General features: G+C 73.3%; 17 protein-coding genes, 1 pseudogene and 1 riboswitch. Of the genes and pseudogenes, 8 read left to right on the top strand and 10 right to left on the bottom strand.

All coding sequences use genetic code 11. From position 1 onward, the window contains the following. Window positions 1–240: 240 nt before the first annotated feature. Complete coding sequence (locus tag ACFYYH_RS25295) at window positions 241–2343, top strand: bifunctional glycosyltransferase 87/phosphatase PAP2 family protein (protein ID WP_388555210.1); 2103 nt, start codon at window positions 241–243, stop codon at window positions 2341–2343. 180 nt (window positions 2344–2523) lie between these two features. Here the strand turns inward: ACFYYH_RS25295 and ACFYYH_RS25290 are convergent, their stop codons facing one another. The 5 genes and pseudogenes from ACFYYH_RS25290 to ACFYYH_RS25270 form a co-directional block, all read right to left on the bottom strand. Continuing rightward, a complete protein-coding gene (locus ACFYYH_RS25290) occupies window positions 2524–3444 on the bottom strand; it encodes an ECF transporter S component (protein ID WP_388555208.1) in 921 nt (306 codons plus the stop codon). A gap of 170 nt (window positions 3445–3614) precedes the next feature. Further along, window positions 3615–5462: pseudogene (locus ACFYYH_RS25285) on the bottom strand (ABC transporter ATP-binding protein); the annotation flags it as partial. Further along, entirely contained in the window at window positions 5459–6820 is a 1362-nt protein-coding gene (locus ACFYYH_RS25280) for an energy-coupling factor transporter transmembrane component T (protein ID WP_388555206.1), read from the bottom strand. The gene ACFYYH_RS25280 and the pseudogene ACFYYH_RS25285, both read right to left, overlap by 4 nt. A gap of 10 nt (window positions 6821–6830) precedes the next feature. Continuing rightward, complete coding sequence (locus ACFYYH_RS25275) at window positions 6831–7634, bottom strand: SCO2322 family protein (RefSeq protein WP_388555449.1); 804 nt, start codon at window positions 7632–7634, stop codon at window positions 6831–6833. Window positions 7635–7903: 269 nt separating this feature from the next. After that, on the bottom strand, window positions 7904–9346 hold the full coding sequence (locus ACFYYH_RS25270; protein ID WP_388555204.1) for a prenyltransferase/squalene oxidase repeat-containing protein: 1443 nt from the start codon (window positions 9344–9346) through the stop codon (window positions 7904–7906). A gap of 188 nt (window positions 9347–9534) precedes the next feature. Continuing rightward, a riboswitch (cobalamin riboswitch) is annotated at window positions 9535–9608 on the bottom strand. 437 nt (window positions 9609–10045) lie between these two features. Here ACFYYH_RS25270 and ACFYYH_RS25265 point away from each other — a divergent pair. Both ACFYYH_RS25265 and ACFYYH_RS25260 read left to right on the top strand, forming a co-directional pair. Further along, a complete protein-coding gene (locus tag ACFYYH_RS25265; protein ID WP_388555201.1) occupies window positions 10046–12511 on the top strand; it encodes a lamin tail domain-containing protein in 2466 nt (821 codons plus the stop codon). 281 nt (window positions 12512–12792) lie between these two features. Further along, complete coding sequence (locus ACFYYH_RS25260) at window positions 12793–13770, top strand: transcriptional regulator (RefSeq protein ID WP_388555199.1); 978 nt, start codon at window positions 12793–12795, stop codon at window positions 13768–13770. A gap of 99 nt (window positions 13771–13869) precedes the next feature. Here the strand turns inward: ACFYYH_RS25260 and ACFYYH_RS25255 are convergent, their stop codons facing one another. Together ACFYYH_RS25255 and ACFYYH_RS25250 are read right to left on the bottom strand one after the other, a co-directional pair. Further along, on the bottom strand, window positions 13870–14568 hold the full coding sequence (locus ACFYYH_RS25255; RefSeq protein WP_388555196.1) for a 1,4-alpha-glucan branching protein: 699 nt from the start codon (window positions 14566–14568) through the stop codon (window positions 13870–13872). Window positions 14569–14646: 78 nt separating this feature from the next. Then, complete coding sequence (locus ACFYYH_RS25250; RefSeq protein WP_388555194.1) at window positions 14647–15267, bottom strand: TetR family transcriptional regulator; 621 nt, start codon at window positions 15265–15267, stop codon at window positions 14647–14649. A 222-nt stretch (window positions 15268–15489) separates the two neighbouring features. On the opposite strand from ACFYYH_RS25250, the gene ACFYYH_RS25245 reads away from it, so the two are divergent. From ACFYYH_RS25245 to ACFYYH_RS25235, 3 genes are all read left to right on the top strand, one after another. After that, window positions 15490–17082 (top strand): glycosyltransferase family 4 protein, encoded by a 1593-nt coding sequence (locus tag ACFYYH_RS25245; RefSeq protein ID WP_388555191.1) that lies wholly within the window; start codon window positions 15490–15492, stop codon window positions 17080–17082. A 170-nt stretch (window positions 17083–17252) separates the two neighbouring features. Further along, window positions 17253–18113: a class I SAM-dependent methyltransferase gene (locus ACFYYH_RS25240; protein ID WP_388555188.1), complete on the top strand. Its 861-nt coding sequence runs from the start codon at window positions 17253–17255 to the stop codon at window positions 18111–18113. A 2-nt stretch (window positions 18114–18115) separates the two neighbouring features. Beyond that, window positions 18116–19231: a prenyltransferase gene (locus ACFYYH_RS25235; protein WP_388555446.1), complete on the top strand. Its 1116-nt coding sequence runs from the start codon at window positions 18116–18118 to the stop codon at window positions 19229–19231. A 94-nt stretch (window positions 19232–19325) separates the two neighbouring features. Here the strand turns inward: ACFYYH_RS25235 and ACFYYH_RS25230 are convergent, their stop codons facing one another. Then, window positions 19326–19619 carry a hypothetical protein gene (locus ACFYYH_RS25230; RefSeq protein ID WP_388555185.1) on the bottom strand — a complete coding sequence of 98 codons (294 nt, stop codon included), beginning with the start codon at window positions 19617–19619 and terminating at the stop codon, window positions 19326–19328. 196 nt (window positions 19620–19815) lie between these two features. On the opposite strand from ACFYYH_RS25230, the gene ACFYYH_RS25225 reads away from it, so the two are divergent. Together ACFYYH_RS25225 and ACFYYH_RS25220 are read left to right on the top strand one after the other, a co-directional pair. Continuing rightward, window positions 19816–20406, top strand: a complete 591-nt coding sequence (locus ACFYYH_RS25225; RefSeq protein ID WP_388555444.1) for a hypothetical protein — start codon at window positions 19816–19818, stop codon at window positions 20404–20406. 106 nt (window positions 20407–20512) lie between these two features. After that, window positions 20513–21310: a maleylpyruvate isomerase family mycothiol-dependent enzyme gene (locus ACFYYH_RS25220; protein WP_388555183.1), complete on the top strand. Its 798-nt coding sequence runs from the start codon at window positions 20513–20515 to the stop codon at window positions 21308–21310. A 256-nt stretch (window positions 21311–21566) separates the two neighbouring features. Here the strand turns inward: ACFYYH_RS25220 and ACFYYH_RS25215 are convergent, their stop codons facing one another. Beyond that, window positions 21567–22409 (bottom strand): DUF5336 domain-containing protein, encoded by an 843-nt coding sequence (locus tag ACFYYH_RS25215; protein WP_388555180.1) that lies wholly within the window; start codon window positions 22407–22409, stop codon window positions 21567–21569. A 273-nt stretch (window positions 22410–22682) separates the two neighbouring features. Further along, the gene (locus ACFYYH_RS25210) at window positions 22683–23732 is read right to left on the bottom strand and encodes an N-acetylmuramoyl-L-alanine amidase (RefSeq protein ID WP_388555177.1); all 1050 of its coding nucleotides are present in this window, start codon (window positions 23730–23732) and stop codon (window positions 22683–22685) included. Between the last annotated feature and the right edge of the window lie 21 nt (window positions 23733–23753).

Raw genomic sequence — 23753 nt, 5'->3', positions numbered from 1 at the left:
GGGTCCTGCCCGGCTCGCCGCCCGCATCCCGCCCGTCCTCCGGCTCGTTTGCCGTCCCGTACGCCGGACACGCCTCGGCCGTGCATCGACGCGTGTCCGGCGGAAACCCGGAAGACAGGGGCATTGAGCCAAAACAGGGATGACAGACAGGCGAAGAGGGGGTTGCCTGAGTCTTCCCGGCGGGGCAGTGCGAGGCTCTTGCCCCAGAGACGGCGGTTTCGGACGGAGGGTCGGCGCGGCGTGGTGAATGCGGAGCACAGCGTGCACGGCGGTGCGGCGGCAGCGGGGGCGGCGGGGGCGGCGAGACCGGGGTTCGGGGCGGCGCGCGCCGTGCTGTGGCTGGTCGCCGCCGTGCTGGCGGTCAGACAGGCGACGGCGGTGCTGAGACAGCCGCCCGGTGAACGGCTCACCGATCTGGAGACCTGGATCGGTGACAACGGCGTCCTGCATGTGTCGGGCTCGCTGTACGACACCGGCAGATTCACCGGAACACCGTTCGCCGGGCTGGTGCTCAAACCGCTGGCGCGCTCGGCCGAACAGAGCCTCGGCATCGCCTGGACCCTCGGCACACTGCTGCTGGTCGTGGCGCTCGGTCTCGTGGCCGCCCGCGCCCTCCCCGGCCGTGTCTCACGCCGTACCGGACTGCTCGCCGCACCGGTCACGATCAGTCTGCTCATGCTGTCCCTGCCGGTACGCAACAGCTTCCATCTCGGCCAGACCAGCATCATTCCCGTTCTGCTGGTGCTGCTCGGCTGCTTCGCCGTACGCGGGGAACGCGGCTCCGGTCTGCTGGTGGGCATCGGCGCGGCCCTTCAGCCCGCCGTCCTGCTCTTCGCGCCCCTGCTGTGGCTGACGGGCCGTAAGAAGGCGGCCGTGACCTCGGCGGGGACCTTCGCCGCCTGCACCGCGCTGGCCTGGGCGGCGATGCCCGGGGACTCCTGGGCGTACTGGATCCACCATGTGGCGGGCGCGGGCCTCGGTGAACGTCCCGACAGCCTCGCCAACCAGTCCCTGCACGGCGCGCTGCTGCGGCTGGGGCTGGCGGGGCCCCTGGAGATCGTGCTCTTCCTCGTCCTGGCGGCGGCCGTCGTCACGGCCGGGCTGCGCCGCGCCGTCCGCTACGCGCGGGACGGGCAGTTGCTGCTCGCCGTGGCGCTGACCGGCTGCGCCGCGATCGCGGTCTCGCCGACCGCCTGGCAGCACCAGCTCCTGTGGGTGCTGCTGGCGCTCGTCGGCCGCGTCGGTACGCGCGCCAGGGACCGGCTGGTGTGGCCGGCCGTGGTGGTGCTGGTGATGACGCTGCCGGGGAAGATGCTGCTGCCGAACATCGCGCCGCTCCACCCGGTGCGGGACAACATCCTGCTGATCGCAGCGCTGGCGGCGGCCTGCGCGGTGCCGTTCCTGGCACGCGCCTCGCCCTACTTCGAACGGCCCGTCCCGACCGAGTACGCACGGCCCGTCCCCGCGCGCTGGAGCCGGGTGCCGCTGCTGCCGTTCTGGCGCCGGCTGCTCGGCCGCCCCAATCTGCTGCTGGAACTGCTCGCCATCCGCGTCGGCTACTCCGTCTACTCCCATATCCGGCTCGCCGCCACGGGGGGCCGGGAGGCCGCCGAGGAACACGGCCGCCAGGTCATCTCCGTCGAGCGGGCACTCGGGATCGACATCGAGCACTGGATCAACCACGCGGTCGTGAAAGCGCGGTGGGCCGAGAGCTTCTTCAACTTCTACTACACGTCGTTCCACTTCCTGGTGCCGCTCACGATTCTCGGCGTCCTGTACGTCCGCAGGCCCGCCGACTACCGCTGGGCCCGCTCCTCGCTCGGCTTCGCCACGGTCCTCGCGCTGATCGGGTTCTGGTTCTATCCGCTGGCACCGCCGCGGCTGATGCCGGGCATGGGCTTCATCGACACGGTGCACGGACCGCAGGACCTGACGAACCCGGACTACGGGGCGCTGACCGCGCTCACCAACCAGTACGCGGCGATGCCCTCGCTGCACTTCGGGTGGTCGCTGTGGTGCGGTCTGGTGATCGTCGTCCTGGCACCGAGGCTCTGGATGAAACTGCTCGGTCTGCTCCATCCGCTGTTCACGGTCTGCGCGATCGTGGCCACGGCCAACCACTGGGTCCTGGACGCGGCGGGCGGCGCGGCGGTGGTGGGCGCGGGCTTCGGGCTGACGTATCTGCTGGCGGGGCCGAGGAGGCTGCTGCCACGGGCGGTGACGAGGGCGGACCCGTTCCCGAGGGGGCGGAGCGCGCCGCCCGAGGACCGGGCCGTGGAAACGGCCCGGCAGGTACCGGCGGGGCCGTCGGGGCCGACGGGGCCGCCGGGGCCGTCGGGCTGAATCCGCCCGGATCGGTTGGCTGATCCGCCGGGACCGGCAGGTGGTGATCCGCCGGGGGCCGCCGGGGGCCGGCGGGGGCCGACGGGGGGCGGCGGGGGGCGGCGGGTGCTGATTCGCCGGGACCGGTTGAGGGGTCCGGCTGGTCGGGGTGGCTGGTCGGGGGGCCGGTTGGGGTGGCTCTCAGCGCTGTTCGGTCGGCTTCACGGTGGGCGGGGCGGGCGCCTCGGAGGCCGCCTCCCCGACGACTGCCTCCCCGACGACTGCCTCCCCGACGGCCGTCTCCCCGAAGACCGCCTCCGCGTCGAACGCCGCCCTGCGGGTCGCCCGGCGCAGCGCCTTGAGCACCGTCGCGCCGATGGTCAGCGTCAGGACGACCGTCAGGACGGCCCGGCCCAGGTCCCAGCCGAGCGAGGTCGCCGCGCAGTAGGCGAGGAACCGGACCAGATTCTCCTGGAGCGGATCGCCGGGGTGGAAGGAGACACCGGAGGAGAGTCCGCCGAGCCCGCCGATGGTGGTCCACCCCTGAAGGTTCATGACCGTGCCGTACGCGAACGCCGCGCACGCCCCGTACAGCGCGAGCATCAGCAGCTCACCGCGCCCCCGCAGCCGGTCGGGGCCCGGCAGCAGTCCCGCGCCCATCGTGAACCAGCCCATCGCCAGCATCTGGAACGGCATCCACGGCCCCACCCCGCCCGTCAGCAGCGCGGACGCGAACATGGTGACCGACCCGAGGACGAAGCCGAACCCCGGCCCCAGGACCCGTCCGCTCAGCACCATCAGGAAGAACATGGGCTCCAGCCCCGCCGTGCCCGCGCCCAGCGGACGCAGGGCCGCGCCCACCGCCGCCAGCACTCCCAGCATCGCCACGGCCTTGGCGTCCAGACCGGCGTCCGCGATCGTCGCGACCACGACGGCCACGAGGAGCGGGAGCAGCGCGGCGAAGAGCCAGGGCGCGTCCTGGGAGTGCGCGAGCCCGGACGACGAGTCGGCGAGCAGCGGCCAGCCGAAGGCGGCCACCCCGATCGCGCTGATGAGGGCGAGAGCGCAGACGGCGCGCGGGCCGAGCCGTACGGCGCGCGCCTGCGGGGCCGGTGGTGTCACTCCGCCCCCTCGGCCGTCGGCGACGCCTGGGGACCGCGCGGCTTCTCCGCCCTGAGCGACTTCTCCGTCCTGTGCGGCCTCTCCGTCCTGTGCGGCCTCTCCGGCTCGTCCGGCGATTCCGGTTCCTTCGGCGTCTTCTGCTCGTTCAGCGCCTCCAGCGCCTCCAGCGCCTCCAGCGCCGTACGGACCTGCGTCACCGTCAGCCACTCCTGGGGTGCCATCACCTTCGCGACCTGCGGTGCGAACGCCGGGGACGAGACCACCACCCGGGCCGTCGGGCCGTCCGCCACGATCTCGCCGTCGGCCAGGATCACCACCCGGTGGGCCAGTTCCGCCGCCAGTTCGACATCGTGGGTCGCCAGGACGATCGCGTGCCCCTCGGCCGCGAGCGCCCGCAGCACCCGGACCAGCCGGGCCTTCGCCGCGTAGTCCAGACCGCGTGTCGGCTCGTCCAGCAGCACCAGCGGCGGGCGCCCGGTCAGGACGACGGCGAGGGCGAGCGCCAGCCGCTGCCCCTCGGACAGATCGCGCGGATGCGTACCGTCCGCCACATCCGGCAGCAGTGCGCGCACCAGCGCACGGCAACTGCCGGGAGCCGCCCCCGCGTCACCGTCCGCCGCCGCGCACTCGGCGGCGACCGTGTCGGCGTAGAGCAGATCGCGTGGCTCCTGCGGCACCAGACCGACCTCACGGATCAGCTCGCGCGGCGGGGTCCGGTGCGGGGTGCGGCCGCCGACGAGCACCGTGCCGGAAGCAGGCGCGACCATGCCGACCAGGGTGGCCAGCAGCGTCGACTTGCCCGCGCCGTTCCGGCCCATCAGCGCGACCGTCTCGCCGGGCGCGACGGTCAGCGACACCTGGCGCAGCGCCTCGGTCCGCCCGTGCCGTACCGCGAGGTCCGTGACGACGGCGAAGGGTCCGCCGTCACCGGGCGCCGCACCGGGCGCCGCACCGGACGCGGCGGCGTGGCGCGTGGCCGTGTGCTTCGTGGCCGCGTTCTTCGTGGCCGCGCGGCGGCGCGGCAGCAGCCTGGCGAGCGCGCTACGGGCGGCGGGCCGCGCCCCCGCGAGCGCCCCGGCCCTCGCCGTGTCCGCCGGTTCCCCGCCCGGTGCCCCGGCGGTGGTCTCCCCGCCCGGTGCCGCGGCGGCCGTCTCCCCGGCCGCCGCCGTCACCACCGCCCCGTTCGACGGCCCCGGTTCGCGTCCCGCCAGCCGGTCCCGCAGCCCGGCCGCCCTGCGCCTGGCGTCCCGTACGGAGAGCGGCAGCGGGTCCCAGCCGTTCAGCCGACCCAGCGCCACCACCGGCGGATACACCGGTGAGACGGCCATGATCCGCTCGGGTTCCCCGACGACCGGGGCCAGCCCGGGGCCCGGCAGCAGGACGACCCGGTCCGCGTACTGCACCACACGCTCCAGCCGGTGTTCGGCCAGCAGCACCGTCGTACCGAGGTCGTGCACCAGCCGTTGCAGCACCGCGAGCACCTCCTCGGCCGCCGCGGGGTCCAGCGCCGATGTCGGCTCGTCGAGCACCAGCACCCTGGGGTGCGGAGTCAGTACGGAGCCGATCGCGACCCGCTGCCGCTGACCCCCGGAGAGCGTGGCGATCGGCCGGTCGCGCAGCTCCGCCAAACCCAGCAGATCGAGCGTCTCCTCGACCCTGCGCCGCATCACATCGGGCGCCAGACCCAGCGACTCCATGCCGTAGGCGAGTTCGTCCTCCACCGTGTCGGTCACGAAGTGGGCGAGCGGGTCCTGCCCCACCGTCCCGACGAGATCGGCGAGTTCACGCGGCCGGTGGGTACGGGTGTCACGGCCGCCGACGGTCACCCGGCCGCGCAGGATGCCGCCGGTGAAGTGCGGGACGAGACCGGAGACCGTACCGAGCAGCGTCGACTTGCCGACCCCGGAGGGGCCGACGAGCAGGGCCAGTTCGCCCTCGGGCACGGCGAAGTCGACGCCGCTGATCGCGGGCGCGGAGGCATCCCCGTAGGTCACCGACACCCGCTCGAATCGGATCACGGGGCGGTCTCCTTCGGTGCGGGCGGTGCGGGCGGTGCGGGCGGTGCGGGCGGTGCGGGCGGTGCGGGCGGTGCGGTTGTCGCCGGTAGGACGGACGGTGGAGGTGGCGGCGGTGGTACGGGGGGTGTTGACGGTGGTACGGGGGCGATGAACGCCGGCAGCAGTCCGAGCAGCACCCCCGCCGCAGGCCACAGCGGCAGCGTCGGTGCCACCAGCGGCACCACCCCGGGGTGCAGCGCCTCCGGATCGACCGCGCCCGCGCGGATCATCAGCGCGGCGACGGCCGCGCCCGACCCGGCGACCAGCCAGGCGCGTACCCCCCAGCGGTCGGGGCGGTAGCGGGTACGGACGGAGCGCCGGCCGCCGAGCCGGAGCCCGGCCACCGCCGCGACGAGCCCCGCGACCAGCAGCGGCAGCCCGTACTCCGCGCCCGCCGCGGCGAGCAGTCCGTACGAGCCCGCGCAGACCCCCAGCAGCCCGCCGAGGGTGAGGGCGGTGGTGGTGTGCCGTACGGCGGGCGGTACATGGGCCGTACGTCCGTATCCCCGGGCGTCCATCGAGGCCGCGACGGCGACCGACCGTTCCAGCGCCCCTTCCAGCACGGGCAGTCCGATCTGGAGGAGCGCCCCGATCCCGCCGGTCGGCCGCCCGCGCAGTCTGCGTGCGGTGCGCAGTCGTACGACATCGGCGACCATGGTGGGTGCGAAGGTCATGGCCACGACCACGGCGACCCCGGCCTCGTACAGCGCGCCCGGCAGCGACTTGAGCAGCCTCGCCGGGTTGGCCAGCGCGTTCGCGGCGCCGACACAGATCAGCAGGGTGGCCAGCTTGGCACCGTCGTACAGCGCGAAGACAAGCTGCTCGGCCGTCACCCGGCCGCCGATCCGTACCCCCACCGCCCAGTCGGGCAGGGGCAGTTCGGGCAGCGTGAACAGAGTGAGCGAGCCGGGGACCGGGGAGCCGAGGACGACCGAGAACAGCAGCCGGATCACGATCACGGCCAGGCCGAGCTTGAGGAACGCGCCGTACGAACGGGCCCAGGGCGCGTCCGTGCGGCGGGCCGCCACCACATAGCCCGCGACGCCGGTGAGCAGCGCGAGGAGCAGGGGGTTGGCCGTACGGGACGCGGCGGTGGCCAGCCCGAGGGCCCACAGCCACCAGGCCCCGGCGGGCAGGGCGTTGGAACGGTTCGCCTCGGGCGCGCGCAGCGCGGCGGAACGCTTTCCGGGCCCCTCCCCGAACCCCTTCCCGAACCCCTTCCCGAACCCCTTCCCGGAAGGGCTCTGGGCGCGCCTCCCGGAACCGTGTGCGGTGCGGTATGCGGTGCGAGGTGCGGTGCGGTGTGCCGCGCGGGTCATCGGGTGCGGCTCATCCGCGTCGGCGGCGGGCCTGCCGGAGACCGGCGGCGGCCAGCACGAGCACGGCGGCGGCTCCGCCGAGAAGACCGACGGCCGGGCCTCCGCCGTCGTCCGAGCCGTCTTCTGCGGTGTCGCGAGCCGCCGTTCCGGCGTCGGCCCCGGCATTGGTCCCGGCCCCGGTCCCGGCCTTCGGGTCGCCGGAGCCTTCGCCGGGAGCCGGGGCGGTCGTGTCGTTCGTGTCGTTCGTGGGCGCCGGAGTGGTCGTGGGCGCCGAGGTGGCGTCCGTGTCACGCTCCGCCACCTGTTCGCCGCATCCCGACGCCGGATAGCCGGATATCGCGCAGAGCAGGGCCTCACCGCTGTAGCGCAGCGGCTTGGCCACCGCCGCGAGCGCCTCGGCGGCGGTCGCGTCCTCGCCGAGCCGGGCGCACCCGGCCCGGAGCGCGGGCGGCCGTTCACCGGCCGGGGCATCGGCCGCCGTACCGGGGTCGACGACCACGGCGATCCGCTTGTGGCCGTCGCGCTCGGGGGTGGCACCGCAGATCGCGGTGAAGTCCGCTGCGCGGCGCGGCCGGGAGGCGTCCGCGCTGTCCGCGCTCACCGAGAAACGGAAGCCCGTGACGGTGCCGTCGGCGGGCCGGGCCGTGGCCGGGCCCTCGGTGGCATAGGTCCAGGTGCCGCCGTCGCTCTCCCAGAACGACCAGTAACGGTAGCCCGCCGCCTGGGCGTTCTCCGCGGCCTGGGCGTTCCCCGTCCCCTGGGTGTTCCCCGTCCCCTGGGCGTTCCCTGCCGCCTGGGAGTTCTCCGTACCCAGGGCGTTCCCCGTACCGAGGACACCGGCGGCGAGGCAGACGGTCAGAACGGCGAGCGCCGAGAGCCGCGAACGGATACCGGGGCGCGCGGCCGAGGTGTCCGCGCGCGCCGTACGGCACGGCCCGGCCGGGCGTCCGGACCAGGGGCCCGTGTTCCCGGTGGCGGGGCGTCCGGACCGGGTGTCCGTATTCCCCGTGGACGGGCGTCCGGGCGGCCGGGGGTCCGTGCGCCGCCCGGCAGGGCGTCCGGGCCGTCGGGCGCGGATCACGATCACGGCTGCCGGGTCTTCCTGCGGCCGTTGAGCAGGAACCCCATACCGGCGCAGGCGATCGCTCCGGCCCCGAGGATCCACAGGAGTCCCTGGTCACGGCCGCTGTTCCCGCTGCTGACGGTGGCGGCGGCCGGAGCGGTGGTGGAGGGCATGGGCTTCGGCGTGGGCCCCGTCGCGTTCAGCTGCCCCACCAGGTCGATCCCGCCGAAGTCGCGCGGGTCCGTGCCCGTCGCATGGGCGGCGAAGATGAGCTGTGCGTAGGCCGCGGGCCCGTTCTCCCGTGCCCAGGCAGCGGCGTTCCGCTTCAGCCACTCCAGGGCGCCCGACGCCTGGTCCCCGTATCCGGCGGCCGTCAGCGCGACGACGGCGTCCGCCGTGTTGCCGGTGTCCGGCAGCGGGTCGGTGTCGTCGGCGCCGGGCAGCGGGGGCTGGTCGAGATGCCCGGTCGCGGCGAGCGCGGAGGCCAGATAGGCGGCGCCGTTGCGTGCGGCCCGCTCGGGGCCGGGGTCCTTCGCCGGCACGCACGACGGCGCGGGGCCGGCCTCCACCGGCCAGGCCATCATCCGCTTGCCGAGCCCGCCGAGCACGGCCGCCGCGGTGGCGTCGTCATTGGCGGTCAGCTTCCCCGCCTTGTCCGGCTGGTACGCGAACGCCCCGGCGTCCGCGCCCGATCCGGCGTCGCACGGGATCGCGAGGGCGACCAGCGCGTCATAGGCGTTCCTGCCCTCGGACGACCGCATCGAGCTGGGCCGTACCCCGAAGGTGGTCAGCGCGCCGATCACCAGGGAGGTGGAGTTCGCGTCCGTCGGGGTGCCGGGGAGATATCCCCAGCCGCCGTCCTTGTTCTGTACGGACCTGAGCCACTCCATGCTCTTCTGTATGGCGGGCCGTTGGCCGCCGAGCGTGGCGAGCGCCTGCATCGCGGCGGCGGTGGAGTTGGAGTCGACCGCCGTCTTCGCGTCGCAGGGCGCGGCGGGGTCGGGACGGTACGCGGGGAAGGCGCCGTCGGCGCACTGCTGGCCCTTCAGCCAGGTGACGGCCTGGTCCGCCGGGCGGACACCCGCCGCGAACTGCCCCAGCATCGCCAGGGACTGGCGCCACACCCCGTCGTAGGTGGGGTCCTTCTCGCCGTACAGCCCCGGCGGGAGGGTGACGGGCGCGGGGGACGGCACGGGCGCGGCGGGGGAGGGATCCGTGGACGGCGAGGCGCCGGGGGAGGCGCCGGAGGGGGAGTTGGAGGGGGAGTTGGAAGGGGAGCCGGAGGCGGAGCCGCCGTCGGGGTCCGGGGAAGCCGGGGAGCCGGGGGAGACCGGGGAGCCGGGGGAAGCCGGGGAGCCGGGGGCGGCCGGTACATCGCCTCCCGCCACGGCGGCGGGAGCGGTGGCCACACAGAGCACGGCGGTTGCGGCGAGCGCCGCTGCGCAGCGGCGGACGGTGGTCATGGCGGGCTGGGCCTCTCCTGCGGGAGCCGGCGTGGGCACACCACCACCCCTCCCGGCGAGCCCCGCCCCCTCGCGGCGGGCCGGCCCTGCCGGTCACGGCACTGGGCACCTGACTCCGGCCCCGTAATCCTCGACGTTGCCGGCCACCGGCGGTTTCCGGTGGCACGAGCCGGTCACGAGCGCGTACGGGGCGTTCCGGCTGCGCCGTCGGGAACGGCGGCTCACGGTTGCGGGTCAGCGCCGGTTTCGCACCGGCTTTCCCCCGTACGGGCATGATGACGACCCGCCTACTCTATCGGCCGCGTACCCCACTCCACCGTCGGGCGTATCTCTCCTCCCGTTCCCCGGTCCGTACCCCCGCCGCTCCGAGGGCCGCGCCCCCGCGAATCCGACATCTCCCCAAGCGGCACGCCATGTCGTCCGACAGTCGGGTCAAGTACGGCGAACAGTAGGGAAACACTTGTCCGTTGCGGTGCGCGCCCTCTTGTTGGCACCCTGTCTACGCGCGTATCTTGAGCCGACTTTCAGGCTTCTCGTACCACTCCCGCATGCCCTGTCCGCACCGTCACGCGCGTATCCGTACCCGTCCCCGTACCTGTACCTGTACCTGTACCCGTACCGAGAGCACGCAGGCGAGCACGCGGCCACGTGAGCACGCGAGAAAGCACCCGAGAGAACACGTAGAAGAAAGAGCCCATCGTGCCCCCTTCCATACCTCCGGCCCTGCGCGGTCGGCGTGCCAGGCGTATCGCCCTGGCGCTCCCCGTCGGCCTGGTCGGAACGCTCATCGCGCTTCCGTTCACCGCGCAGGCGGCCCCGTCGTCCGACGCCGTGATCGCCGAGGTCTACGGCGGCGGCGGGAACTCCGGCGCCACTCTCACCAACGACTTCATCGAACTGGGCAACGCCGGCAGCGGTTCCTTCGACCTCACCGGCTGGTCCGTGCAGTATCTGCCCGGTGCTCCGACCGCCAGCAGCAAGTGGCAGGTCACCGAGCTGACCGGCGCGATCCCGGCGGGCGGCAGCTACCTCGTCGCCGAGAGCAAGGGCACCGGCGGCACCACCGCGCTGCCCACCCCGGACGCCTCCGGCGCCATCGCCCTGTCGGGGACCAGCGGCACGGTGGCTCTCGTCCACTCCACCACCGCGCTGGCGTGCGTCACCGCCGCCGACTGCGCGGCCGACGGCACCATCAAGGACCTGGTGGGCTTCGGTACCGCCACGGTCCGTGAGACCTCGCCGGTCCCGGGCGCGAGCAACACCGCCTCGGTCTCCCGGGGCGCCGCCCTCACCGACACCGACAACAACGCGGCCGACCTGGCCGCGTCCACGCCGAGCCCCCGTAACACCACGGGTGGCGGCGGGGAGCCGGGCCCGGACCCGACACCCACGCCCACGCCTACGGGCCCCACGGACCCCACGGACCCGCCCACGCCCGACCCCACCCCGGGTCCGCTGCGGATCCACGACATCCAGGGCAACACCCGGCTCTCCCCGCACGCGGACAAGGCCGTCACCAACGTTCCCGGTGTGGTCACCGGCGTTCGCTCCACGGGCTCCTCGCGCGGTTTCTGGATCCAGGACCCGCGGCCCGACAACGACCCGGTCACCAGCGAGGGCGTCTTCGTCTTCACCGGTTCGACCACCCCGCAGGTCAAGGCCGGTGACTCGGTCCTGGTCTCCGCCAGGGTCGTCGAGTACTACCCGGGCGGCACCTCGTCCGGCGCGCAGTCCCTCACCGAGCTGAGCGGCCCGACCACCGTCGTGCTGTCCTCCGGCCACGCGGTGCCCTCGGTCGAACTGGTCGACGCCAAGACCCTGCCCAAGGACTACGCCCCGAGCGCGGCGGGCGCGAGCATTGAGCCGCTGACGCTCCAGCCCACCGTGTACGCGCTGGACTGGCTGGAGTCCCGCGAGGGCATGGTCGTCCAGGTCGGCGACAGCCGGGTGGTCGGTGCCTCCAACTCGTACGGCGAGACCTGGATCACCACCAAGCCCACCAAGAACCCGACCCCGCGCGGTGGTGTGATCTACACCGACTACGACGACCCGAACCCGGGCCGGCTGCTGGTCACCGCGCTGACCGCCGACCGGCCGACGGCCGATGTGGGCGACACCCTCAAGGGCGCGACCGGTCCGGTCGACTACGGCACCTACGGCGGCTACAGCATCCAGGCGACCGCCCTCGGCGCGGTCACCAAGGGCGGCATCGAGCCGGAGGTGGCGGAGAAGGGCAGCGCCGACGAGCTGTCCGTCGCCACGTACAACGTCGAGAACCTCGACCCCACGGACCCGCGGGACAAGTTCGACCGGCTGGCCCAGGGCATCGTCAAGCACCTCGCGTCGCCGGACATCGTGAGCCTGGAGGAGATCCAGGACAACAACGGCGCGAAGGACGACGGCACGGTCGCGGCCGACCAGACCCTCGCCACGTTCATCGAGGCCATCAAGGCGGCGGGCGGCCCGGCGTACGAGTGGCGCTCGGTCGACCCGCAGGACAAGACCGACGGCGGTGAGCCGGGCGGCAACATCCGTACGTCCTTCCTCTACAACCCGCTGCGGGTCACCTTCGTGGACCGTCCGGGCGGCGACGCCACCACCGGTGTGGAGGTCGTCACCTCCGGCGAGAAGGACGCGGACATCTCCCTGTCCGTCTCCCCGGGCCGGATCAACCCCACCTCGGGCGCCTGGGCGAGCAGCCGCAAGCCGCTCGTCGGCGAGTTCTGGTTCCGTGGCTCGCAGGTCTTCGTCGTGGGCAACCACTTCAACTCCAAGGGCGGTGACCACCCCGTCCACGGGCGGTTCCAGCCGCCGACACTGAGCTCGGAGACACAGCGCCTGGCCCAGGCCAAGGAGGTCAACACCTTCGTCGCCGATCTGCTCGACAAGGACAAGAACGCCAAGGTCGTCGTCCTCGGTGACATCAACGACTACCAGTTCTCCGCGCCGCTCGACGTGCTGACGAAGAAGGTCCTCAAGGACCTGATCAACACGCTGCCGAAGAACGAGCGCTACAGCTACGTGTACGACGGCAACTCCCAGACGCTGGACCACATCCTGGTCAGCAAGGGCATCAAGAACCCCGTGTACGACGTGGTCCACATCAACGCGGAGTTCGCCGACCAGGCGAGCGACCACGACCCCCAGGTCGTCCGCTTCAAGTAACCCGGCCCGCCCGGCACCCGCCGGCCCCGCCGACCCGTGGCGTGTACGGAGGCCTCTCCCCAGGCCCCGTACACGCCACACCCACGCCCGGCCGCCACACGGCCCGGTCGCACGGGCGCGCCCGGAACCGTCAGGAGGCGACCGGTGGAGCGAGTCGATCACCAAATCCGGGCAGAATGGGACCAGATGGGGTCGGTTTCTGCGAGCTGTCCGGGAGTCGGCCGGCCGCACTCGCGAGGACCAGGCGCTGGGTTCGCGAGGGGGGAGAGGAGGGTGCGGGCGTGGACCGACGGCGGTTTATCGGCGTGGCGGCACTGGCGACGGGGGTGAGGGGGCTGCCCGGTATCACGGAGACGCGGCAGGGCATCGACGCGGCGCTGTCCGGCTCCGATGCCGGTGATCTCGCCTACCTCGACGGGGCGTTCGAGCGGCACCGGGGCGGCTACCGCGGCCGTCCCCCGGCTGTCGTCCTGGCGCGGATGAGGGGCGACCTCGAACTGCTGCGGGAGGTTCTGAGCCGCCCTCATGCCTCCGCGACGCGGGCGGATCTGGCCCGAACGGCGGCCGGGATCACCGGTCTGGTGGCGATCATCCAGCACGACCGCAGTGACCAGCGTGACTCCCATGGCTGGTTCGCCACTGCCGAGCGGGCGGCGCGGGAGTCCGGTGACCGGCGGATGCTCGCCTGGGCCCTGGCACGGCATGCGATGGTCCCGCTCAACTACGGCGCTCCGAAGGCCGCGGCAGAGCTTGCTGTCCGGGCCCGTGCGGAGGCCGGACAGGCACCGTCCGCCGCCGCCGCGTTGGCCGCCGCCGTCACGGCTCGGGCTCTTGCCTCGGTCGGCGACCGGCGGAGCGCTCTGCGTTCGGTCGCGGATGCCCGCCGCATCGCCGAGCGGCTGGACGGCGGCCAGGCCGCCGACACGTGGTTCGGATATCCCCTCCAGAAGCACCACGTTCATCTCTCGCAGGCATTCACCCTCATGGGCCGTACCCGCGAGGCGTACGCCGAACAGGAAGCGGCCCTCGCCCTCACCCGCTCCCCGTCCGTGATGACACGGGCCCTGCTGGAGATGGACGCCGCGACCTGCCTGCACGCGGACGGAGATCCGGCAGCGGCGGCCGACAGGGCGGTCTCCGTCTGGGAACGTCTGCCGGACGCGTACCGCGACGGCCTGGTCCGGTCCCGGGCCGAGGCTCTGCGTCTGGTACTTCCGGGTACGGCCCGCACGCGATTGGGCGAGGCCCTCGCGAGTTGACGGCTCGGTGTGCGGGGCGCCTTCGTGCGGGCGAAGGCGCCCGTGTGCCGGTCGCGTCGCTCGGCCCGCTGCGGGACTGCGGGTCTGGGGGCCCGGGGGTCAGGGGGTTGGGGGGTGGAGGGTGGCGAAGAGGGCTCGGGTTTCGGTGCCGTCGGGGAGGCGCCAGGGGGCGGTGAGGTGGCCGTGGGGCTCGGCCGGGGCCTGGGCGGGGGGCCGGTGGTCCGCGGCGAGGACGCGGGTCAGGCGGAGGGTCGGCAGGACCGGTGGCGTGGTGTCCGGGTCGGCGCCGGGTTCGGGGGCCAGGACGAGGTGGGTGCCGTCGGGTCCGTTGACGACGGCCGTCGGCCCGGCCTCCGTCGGGAAGGCGGTGCCGGTGAAGTGCGCGGTCACGGAGGCGTCGCGGGTGTCGGTGGCGTTCTGGGCCTGCGGCTCGGCGCGGCCCTGGAACAGGGCGAGCAGTTGGGCGACGACCACCGGGTCGTGGGTCCCGTCGTACACCCATCGCCGTCCCAGGACCTCGTGCTCCGACGTGCCGATGAGGCCCTCGTCGGCCCCGTCGAGCGGTGCCCCGCGGTAGCTGAGCGGCACATGGTAGGAGACAGGCCGGTCGCCGGACCGGTCCGTGACCACCATGAACTCGATGCCCACCTCGCCCTGCGGGTCGTCGAGCCGGAAGCCGCCGGCCCTGGACAGGTCCGGCTCGCGCCCTGTGCCGACGTACCACGGCTGGGAGGGGAGCCAGGACGCGAGAAGCTCCAGCTTGCCGGGTGTCATGGTGGTGTTGTGGACGACAGCCATACCGTGTGAACGCCTTCCGTCGGTGTGCGTTTCCCCTGTTCCCGTTCCCGTTCCCGTTCCCGTTGCCGCGACGGCCCCTCAAGGCCGGGGCGGTGGCGGGAGGTCGATGAGGCGGCAGGCCGTTTCGATGTCGGCCTCGACCTGGGCGATGGAGGCCCGGCCGGAGAGCCAGGTGATCAGGGTCGCGTGCCAGGTGTGTTCGATGACGCGGACCGCGGCGAGCTGGGCCGGGGTGGGGGATGTCCCGGCCGGGGCCGGGGCCATGGCGTCGAGGATGATCGCGGTCGTACGGCGGGAGACCTCGTCCACCTCACGGCTCACGCTGCGGTCCGCGAAGGTCAGGGCGCGGATCATGGCGTCCGCGAGGTGGGGGTCGCGCTGGAGGGCGCGGAAGGCGCGCATCAGGGTCTCGGCGACCCGGGCGGCGGGGTCGGCGGTGCTGGGCGGGCGTTCGCGGAGGGTGGCGTGGAGATGGTCCAGCCGGTCCTGCATCGTGGCGACCAACAGATGGATCTTGGACGGGAAGTAGCGGTAGAGCGTGCCGAGCGCGACGCCTGCCTCCTCGGCGACCTCACGCATCTGTACGGCGTCGAAGCCGCCCCCGCAGGCCAGTTGGTGGGTGGCGGCCAGGATGCGGCGGCGGCGGGCCGCCTGACGCTGTGTCAGCGAGGCCGGTGCCGGTCCGGCTTCCACTGTCATCTGTCGCCCGTCCCACTCCATCGCGCCTCCCCGCCTCCCGGACCGCACAGCATGGCAGGGCGCGCGTGGTGGCGCGAATCACCCGATCCGGCCGGTACTAGCGACGCTACTTGCCGGTAAATTCGGAACCTGTGAGCGAACAAGTCTGAAACTTGTTCTAGATTGGCGCCAGCGGTTACGCTCCGGCGAAACGCGGCGAGCGCAGTGAGAAGGGGGCCGAGAGTGACCGCTGAGGCCATGGAGGCGGGCACCGGAGCACGGTCCCGACGGCCCCCGAGGTCCCTCGGCGTCCGGCCCGCCCCGACGGACAGCTCGGTCGTGGCGGACAGCGCGGCCTCGGTGGACGGCGCGGCCGGCGCGGCCCTCGCGGACACCGTAGCCCCGGCGAACAGTGCGCCCCCGACGAACCCGGCAGACCCGACGGACCCGACGGACCCCGCAGCGTCGGTGCGGCGGGCGGTCCCGGCGGGCCCGGCGGGCGGCGGCGCGGACGATGACCGGCCCCTGCGCATCGCACTCCTCAGCTACAAGGGCAACCCGTTCTCCGGTGGACAGGGCGTCTACGTCCGCCATCTCTCCCGTGAACTCGCCCGCCTCGGACACCGCGTCGAGGTGATCGGCGCCCAGCCCTACCCCGTACTCGACGAGGGCATACCGCTCACCGAGCTGCCCAGCCTCGATCTCTACCGGCAGCCCGACCCCTTCCGCACCCCGAAGCGCGACGAGTTCCGCGACTGGATCGACACCCTTGAGGTCGCCACCATGTGGACCGGCGGTTTTCCCGAGCCGCTGACCTTCTCGCTGCGCGCCCGGCGCCATCTCGCCGCCCGCGCCGGGCAGTTCGACATCGTCCACGACAACCAGACGCTCGGTTACGGACTCCTCGGCGACCTGGGCGCACCACTGGTCACCACCATCCACCACCCCATCACCGTCGACCGGCGGCTGGACCTCGACGCCGCCGAGGACTGGCGCAGACGGGCCTCCGTACGCCGCTGGTACGGCTTCACCCGGATGCAGGGGCGCGTCGCGCGGCGGCTGCCCTCCGTCCTCACCGTCTCCGGCTCCTCGAAGCAGGAGATCACCGACCAGCTCGGGGTACGGGCGGACCGTATCGCCGTCGTCCACATCGGCGCCGACACCGAGCTGTTCTCGCCCGACCCGGCCGTGCCCGTGATACCCGGCCGCATCGTCACGACCTCCAGCGCCGACGCCCCGCTCAAGGGCCTCGTCCATCTGGTCGAGGCCCTCGCCAAGCTCCGCACCGAGCGCCCCGACGCGCATCTCGTCGTCGTCGGCAAGCGCCCGGAGTCGGGACCGGTCGCGCAGGCCGTCGAACGCTACGGACTCGACGGCGCCGTCGAGTTCGTCAAGGGCGTCTCCGACACCGAGCTGGTGGCGCTGGTGCGCGGCGCGCAGATCGCCTGTGTGCCGTCCCTGTACGAAGGGTTCTCGCTGCCCGCCGCCGAGGCGATGGCCACCGGCACGCCCCTCGTCGCCACCACCGGCGGGGCCATCCCCGAGGTCGCGGGCGCGGACGGGGAGACCTGTCTGGCCGTACCGCCGGGCGACGCGGGCGCGTTGGCCGCCGCGCTGGGACGGCTGCTCGGCGACGCGGAGTTGCGTGCCCGGCTGGGCGCGGCGGGGCGGGAGCGGGTGCTGTCCCGGTTCACCTGGGCCCAGGCCGCCCGGGGCACCGCCGAGCTGTACCGCGCCGAGATCGCCCGGCAGGCCAGCGCCGGACCGGACCGGCGGCCCCGGTCCCGGCCCCGCCCCCGGCGCCGGGGCGCCCGCGCCGCGGCCCCGACGCCGTAGGCCCGAATGCCGTGAGCCCGATGCCGTAACCGAATGCCGTAAGCCCGAATGCCGTGAGCCCGAATGCCGTAAGCCGACGCCGTAGCCCTGTGCCGTGCCCACGACGCCGTGACCCCCGCCGTACCCGTACGCCGTACGCCGTACCCCGACCGCGAAAGCAGGACGACCCAGTGCTGACCGTGGACTTCACCCGCTTCCCGCTCGCCGCGGGCGACCGTGTGCTCGATCTGGGGTGCGGCGCGGGCCGGCACGCCTTCGAGTGTTACCGGCGGGGCGCCCAGGTCGTGGCGCTCGACCGGAACGGCGAGGAGATCCGCGAGGTGGCCAGGTGGTTCGCCGCCATGAAGGAGGCAGGGGAGGCCCCGCGGGGCGCCACCGCCACCGCGATGGAGGGCGACGCGCACCATCTCCCCTTCCCCGACGGGTCGTTCGACGTCGTCATCGTCTCCGAGGTGATGGAGCACATCCCGGACGACAAGGGAGTGCTCGCCGAGGTGGTCCGGGTGCTGCGGCCCGGCGGGCGCATCGCGGTCACCGTGCCGAGATACGGCCCGGAGAAGGTGTGCTGGGCGCTGTCCGACGCGTACCACGAGGTCGAGGGCGGCCATATCCGCATCTACAAGGCGGACGAACTGCTCGGCAGGATCCGGGAGGCCGGGCTCAAGCCGTACGGCACCCACCACGCGCACGCGCTGCACGCGCCGTACTGGTGGCTCAAGTGCGCGTTCGGGGTGGACAACGACAAGGCGCTGCCCGTCCGCGCGTACCACAAGCTGCTGGTCTGGGACATCATGAAGAAGCCCGCCGCCACCCGCGTCACCGAGCGGCTGCTCAACCCGGTGGTCGGCAAGAGCTTCGTGGTCTACGCGACCAAGCCGCGTCTTCCCGCGGCGGCCCCGCCCCTTCCGGCGGCGGACACCCGCCTTCCCGTGGGGGACGAACCTCTTCCGGTGGCGGACGCCCGTCTTCCCGTGGGGGACGAACCTCTTCCGGTGGCGGACACCCGTCTTCCCCTGGCGGACGCCCAGTGACCTTGCCCAGCCGTGGGCCCGACGCCACGGAACATCTCGTCCTGCCCGGTGTGCTCACCGCGGCCCAGGCCGCCGAGACCGTCGCCGGCATTCTCGCCGTACAGCACCGGGACGGGGCGATCCCGTGGTTCCGCGGCCACCATCTCGACCCCTGGGACCATGTCGAGGCGGCCATGGCGCTGGACGCGGCGGGTGAACACGGCGCGGCGACACGGGCGTACGAGTGGCTCGCCCGGCACCAGAACGAGGACGGCTCCTGGTACGCGGCCTACCGGGACCCCGCGGGGACCGACGGCGCGGGTCCCGGTCACACCGTCGCCGTGCCCGGCGACCTGGGCCGCGAGACCAACTTCGTCGCGTACGCCGCCGTCGGCATCTGGCACCACTATCTGGCCACCGGCGACGACGCGTTCCTCGACCGGATGTGGCCCGTGGTGCACGCGGCGGTCGAGTTCGTCCTCGCGCTCCAGCAGCCCGGCGGGCAGATCGGCTGGAAGCGGGAGGCGGACGGCACGCCCGTCGACGACGCGTTGCTGACCGGGAGTTCGTCCGTGCACCAGGCGCTGCGCTGCGCGCTCGCGATCGCGGAGGAACGTGAGGAGCCGCAGCCCGACTGGGAGTTGGCGGCGGGAGCGCTCGGACACGCGATCCGCAGCCATCCCGAGCGGTTTCTCGACAAGAGCCGCTACTCCATGGACTGGTACTACCCCGTGCTCGGCGGCGCGGTGACGGGGGCGCAGGCCACGGCGCGGATCGAGGCCGGCTGGGACCGCTTCGTCGTGCCGGGGCTCGGGGTGCGCTGTGTCGCGCCCAATCCCTGGGTGACCGGCGGCGAGAGCTGTGAACTCGCGCTGGCGCTGTGGGTGATGGGCGAGTCCGACCGGGCGCTGGAGGTACTCCAGTCCATCCAGCATCTGCGCGCCGAGGGCGGGATGTACTGGACGGGCTATGTCTTCGAGGGCGACCGCACCGTCTGGCCGGAGGAACTGACCACCTGGACGGCGGGTTCACTGCTGCTGGCGGTGGCCGCGCTCGGGGGGGACGAGGCGACCACCGCCGTGTTCGGCGGCGAGAGGCTGCCGCGCGGGCTGGAGCCCGGCTGCCCCGACTGCCGCTGAGACGGGTCACCGGCCACCGGGGAAGGGGGCCGGGCGGCCGCCACCGGAGTGGTGGGCCGGGCGGCCACCGAGGAGGCGGGCCGGAGCCCGTCGGTCACAGGCGCCGCACCCGGCCGGCGATCCCGTGGCCTATCAGCAGATAGACGACGGCGGCGAGACCGTAACCGCAGACGACACGCGCCCATGCCTCGTCGAAGGTGAACAGGTCGTAGGACCAGCCGGCCAGCCAGCGTGCCGCGTCCTGGACGAACTCGACCAGGTCGTTGGCGCGGTTGGCGTCCAGCAGGTACATCAGGATCCACAGGCCCAGGATGAAGGCCATGATGTCCGCGACGAGCATGATGACCGTCGCCGCGGAGCCACTTCCACTGCGATGACGTGAGGACATGTCCACCGTGTTGCCGGTCGTGCGCGAGTGAAACCCGGACGGCCCCCTCCGGGTGGCGGGGGTACGGCGGCGGCGTGACGCTTCAGGCAGTCCGCCAGGGAGGTCCGCCGTGTCCCTCAAGGCCCACTCCACCACCAGCGGTCCGATACGCCGCGCCGTCCTGGCGCTGCTGGTGAGCTGCGCGCTGGTACTGCCCATGGCCGCGTGCGGCGGTGACGACCACGACGGTGCGGGAGGGCGGGCCGCATCGGCGGCGGAGGCGTCGCGTTCCGCGTCTGTCGCCGCGTCCGCTTCGGCACGGGCGCAGGCGCAGGAACAGGCACAGGCACAGGATCGGACGCGAGCTCAGGAGGCTCAGGAGGCTCAGGAGGCTCAGGCGCGGACGTTCGCCAGGAGCCGATTCGCCGCCCACGCCGGTCTCGCGGCGGGCGCCGCCTACCGGTGGATCGTCGAGCCGTACCGCGCCGGCCTGTTCGAGGAGGGCGCGACCAACCGGACGTACGCCCTGATCAAGGCCGGTCTCGCGGGCACCTTCGCGTACAACCGGCTCACGGCGGCGTCCGAGAGCGCCCAGGGGGATCCGCTGCTCGCCAAGGCGGTGGCACCGCTCGCCGCCGGGATAGCGTCCCTCAGGGGGCTCGGCGCCAAGTTCGGCAAGGGCGAGGCGGGGAGCGCGGAGGTCGGCATGGTCGAGACGGTCATCAACGACGTGAAGGGCGCGGGCAGCAGCGCGGGCGCCGTCGTGAAGGACAAGGTCCCCCCGGTGTCGCAGCTCGGCCGAGGCTGAGCCGCGGCCGAGCCGGGGCTGAGCGGGGGCCGAGCCGGGGCCGAGCGCGGCCGTCGGCCGCTATAACCGCTGGCCGCGGGGCGCCCGGGTACCTAGGGTGCGGCCTATGACGCTTCTGGGACACGACCGCTACTGCGACGAGATCGTGGAGCAGACCGACCGGCTGAGGGCCACCCTCGCCGGCGCCGATCTCTCCGTGACCGTACCGAGCTGCCCCGACTGGACCCTGGGGCAGCTCGCCCGGCATGTGGGCCAGGCGCACCGCTGGGCCGGGACGATGGTACGGACACGGGCGGAGGAAGAGGTCCCCGACGACCAGGTGCCGGACTTCGAGGGTCCCGGGGACTCCGATCCGGCCGCGTTGGACGCCTGGCTGGCGCGGGGGGCGGAGGAGACCGCCGCCACCTTCCGGGCGGTCGCTCCGGAGACCGCCGTGTGGAGCTGGGGCTGGGAGCGGAACGCCGGTTTCTGGGCACGCCGGATGACCCACGAGACGGTGATCCACCGGGCCGACGCGGCACTCGCCGCGGGGGTGGCGTACGACGTCGATCCCGTGGTCGCGGCCGACGCGATCGACGAGTGGCTCCAGTGCGTCGCCTTCGCCCAGGCGGCCGGTGACCCGGAGGCGGCCGAGCTGCGCGGCGCGGGACGCAGTATCCATCTGCACGCGACGGACACCGCCACCACGGCGGGCGCGGCGGGCGCCGAGTGGCTGATCGAGTTCGGTGAGGACGGCTTCACCTGGCGGCGCGGGCACGAGAAGGCGACGGTCGCGCTCCGTGGCCCGCTGACGGAGGTGCTGCGGGTCTTCTACCGGCGGCTGCCCGCCGACAGCGAACTGGTCGAGGTGCTGGGCGACGCGAAGCTGCTCGACTTCTGGCTGGAACGGGCGTCCTTCGGCTGACGGGCACGGTCCCCGCGTCCTGCACGTGCCTGGCTCGCTCGTACGGCGGCCTCCCGACGGCCGCTCCCCACCGCTCCCCGTCGCGTCCCGTCGCACCATCGCGCGGCCATGGCAACGGCCCCCCGCCGGAGGCGAGAGGCCGTTGTCGTGGATGCCAGATGCCGGATGCCGGATGCCGGATTCCCAGCGACGGGCGACGGGCGACGACGCGCCCGCGCGCGGTGCGACCGCGTGGTCAGCCGGCTGTCGGTGTGTGTCAGCCGCGCTGGATGCCCGAGGTGTCCTGGAGGACGCCTCGACGGCCGTCCTGCGTCTGGGCCACCAGACCGGAGCCGCGCTGCTCGACCGCGAGATACCAGGTACCCGGCGCCAGTTCGGCGATGGGCGACTGCGAGCCGTCCTCACCGAACAGCGGACGGGCCACCGGCACCGCGAACCAGAACGGGGCGAAGTCCCCGGCCGGAGCGGCGCCGCCCGGCGCCGGCTGACCGGTCTGGCCCGACTGCGGCTGACCGCCGCCGAACGCGCCGGACTGTCCCGGCTGCCCGCCCTGGGCCCCGTACGGCTGGGACTGGCCCTGCGTACCGTACGGCTGCTGGCCGCCCGGGTAGCCGTAGCCCTGTCCGGCGGCGTTGCCCGGCTGCCCGCCGTACGGCTGCGGGGTCCGCGGCCTGGGCGCGCCCAGGAGGGGCGCCTTCAGCGGCGGTACGAGCGGAGTGGCGATGGCCGCGGCGGCCAGGATCAGCGCCGCGATGAAGCCGAGGATCAGACCGCTGCCCGCGTCGATACCGTCCAGACCGATCAGCGACCAGAGCGCCGTCCACGCCGCGAAGACCGCCAGCGCGACACCGAACTGCCCCAGGTCGAGCCCCACGATCCTGCGCGGCTGCGGCAGCGCGCGGGCGGTGACGATCAGTGCCGCGGCGATGACCCCGGCCAGGTGGATGCTCATCACGGTGCCCAGTGAGTCCCAGGCGTTGGGGGCGTTGGCCGACCCGAACGCGCTGGACTCGTACAGATTGAGGAACGAGGCGATGAACAGCAACACCGCTGCTCCGATCACCACGCCGTCGCCTCGAGTGAGGGAGCGGATGTTCACGTGAAAAGTCCTTCGTTGTCGTCTCGTCGGGGCGGTCGACGCGACCGCCGCTGTCCGGCGGTGCGCGGTGCGAAGCTCGGGGGCGGCTCCCTATCGTACGGATGAATGTATCGTCTGCCCGATCGGGTCGTCTGCCCGGTATCGGACGCGGTATCAGCCCTGTTACCCGGCGCGCGTTCCGGTCGGCCGGTGATTGGCCGGTGATTGGCCGGTGATCGCCGGTGATCGGTTGCCGACCGGGGTGGCGGTCGAATGGTGATCGGGCATTCAGGGTCACTTCACAAGGAATCCCCTGATTCCATCCGCCATCCCCTTGGCTGCTTTCTGGCGCCACTTCGGGTCGGTGAGCAGGGCCGCGTCGTGCGCATCGCGCATATTGCCGCATTCGACGAAGACTTTGGGGACCTTCGACAGATTCAGTCCGCCGAGGTCCTTGCGTACGTCCAACCCCGTACCGCCACCGAGGTAGTTGGCGGGGGCGGTGCCGGTCTCCCGCAGGAAATTGCCGACGACGCGTTCGCCGAGTTCGCGTGACGGGGCGACGATGGCGCGGGTGTCCGCCTGTCCGCCCTTCACCGAAGCGGGAAGAATGACATGGAATCCACGGTTTCCGGGCGCGGAACCGTCGGCGTGCACGGAGATCACGGCATCGGCCTTCGCCTTGTTGCCGATACGGGCGCGTTCATCGACGCACGGGCCGAACGGGCGGTTGTTGTCATGGGTGAGGACGACCGTCGCGCCGAGTTTCCGGAGCAGGGCGCGCAGCCGGTGGGAGACGTCCAGGGTGAATGCGGCCTCGGCATAACCGTCGTCGGTGGAGGTGCCGGTGGTGTCGCATTCCTTGCTCGTCGTTCCGATATTCACCTGGGCGTTGATCTCGGTGGCGTGCTCGCGATTGCGGGGATTGTGCCCGGGGTCGATCACGACGACCTTTCCCGCGAGCGGTCCGTGCGCCGCGGGACCGTCCGGTTCCGCGCTCCCCGGGACGTCGTCGTGCACGCCGCCCGCCGCGCCGGACGGCTTCGGAGAGCTGGAGCGCGCACCGGCCGGCGGGGACGGGGCGGTGGACGCGCCGGAGGAGGACGCGCCGGACGAGGCGCCCGAGGAGGTACCCGAGGACGCGCCCGAGGAGGCACCGGCCACCGTGTCGGCGGGTGGCTCCCCGCCGTCCGGTCCGCTCATGACCTGCCAGACCAGCCACCCCGCCAGCGCGCCCGGCACCAGCGCGGCGACCGCGACGGTGAGTGTTCTCCGGCCGGAACGGCGGTGGGGCCGCCGGTCCCCGTGGATCTCGTCGGGCTGGTGGCTCTCGTGGTACGACACGTCGCGATGCTAGTGCGAACG

Origin of the sequence: Streptomyces sp. NPDC002018 (assembly GCF_042890865.1) — a bacterium.
GTDB lineage: Bacteria > Actinomycetota > Actinomycetes > Streptomycetales > Streptomycetaceae > Streptomyces.
The sequence above is the reverse complement of the archived record's forward strand: the minus strand, read 5'-3'. Positions and strand labels throughout refer to the sequence as shown.

What these genes read in the sequence shown, in the direction of transcription:
- ACFYYH_RS25230 (WP_388555185.1), bottom strand. Translation starts at nt 19,619, where the DNA reads ATGTCCTCACGTCATCGCAGTGGAAGTGGCTCCGCGGCGACGGTCATC.
- ACFYYH_RS25270 (WP_388555204.1), bottom strand. Translation starts at nt 9,346, where the DNA reads ATGACCACCGTCCGCCGCTGCGCAGCGGCGCTCGCCGCAACCGCCGTG.
- ACFYYH_RS25220 (WP_388555183.1), top strand. Translation starts at nt 20,513, where the DNA reads ATGACGCTTCTGGGACACGACCGCTACTGCGACGAGATCGTGGAGCAG.
- ACFYYH_RS25225 (WP_388555444.1), top strand. Translation starts at nt 19,816, where the DNA reads ATGGCCGCGTGCGGCGGTGACGACCACGACGGTGCGGGAGGGCGGGCC.
- ACFYYH_RS25280 (WP_388555206.1), bottom strand. Translation starts at nt 6,820, where the DNA reads ATGACCCGCGCGGCACACCGCACCGCACCTCGCACCGCATACCGCACC.
- ACFYYH_RS25255 (WP_388555196.1), bottom strand. Translation starts at nt 14,568, where the DNA reads ATGGCTGTCGTCCACAACACCACCATGACACCCGGCAAGCTGGAGCTT.
- ACFYYH_RS25250 (WP_388555194.1), bottom strand. Translation starts at nt 15,267, where the DNA reads ATGACAGTGGAAGCCGGACCGGCACCGGCCTCGCTGACACAGCGTCAG.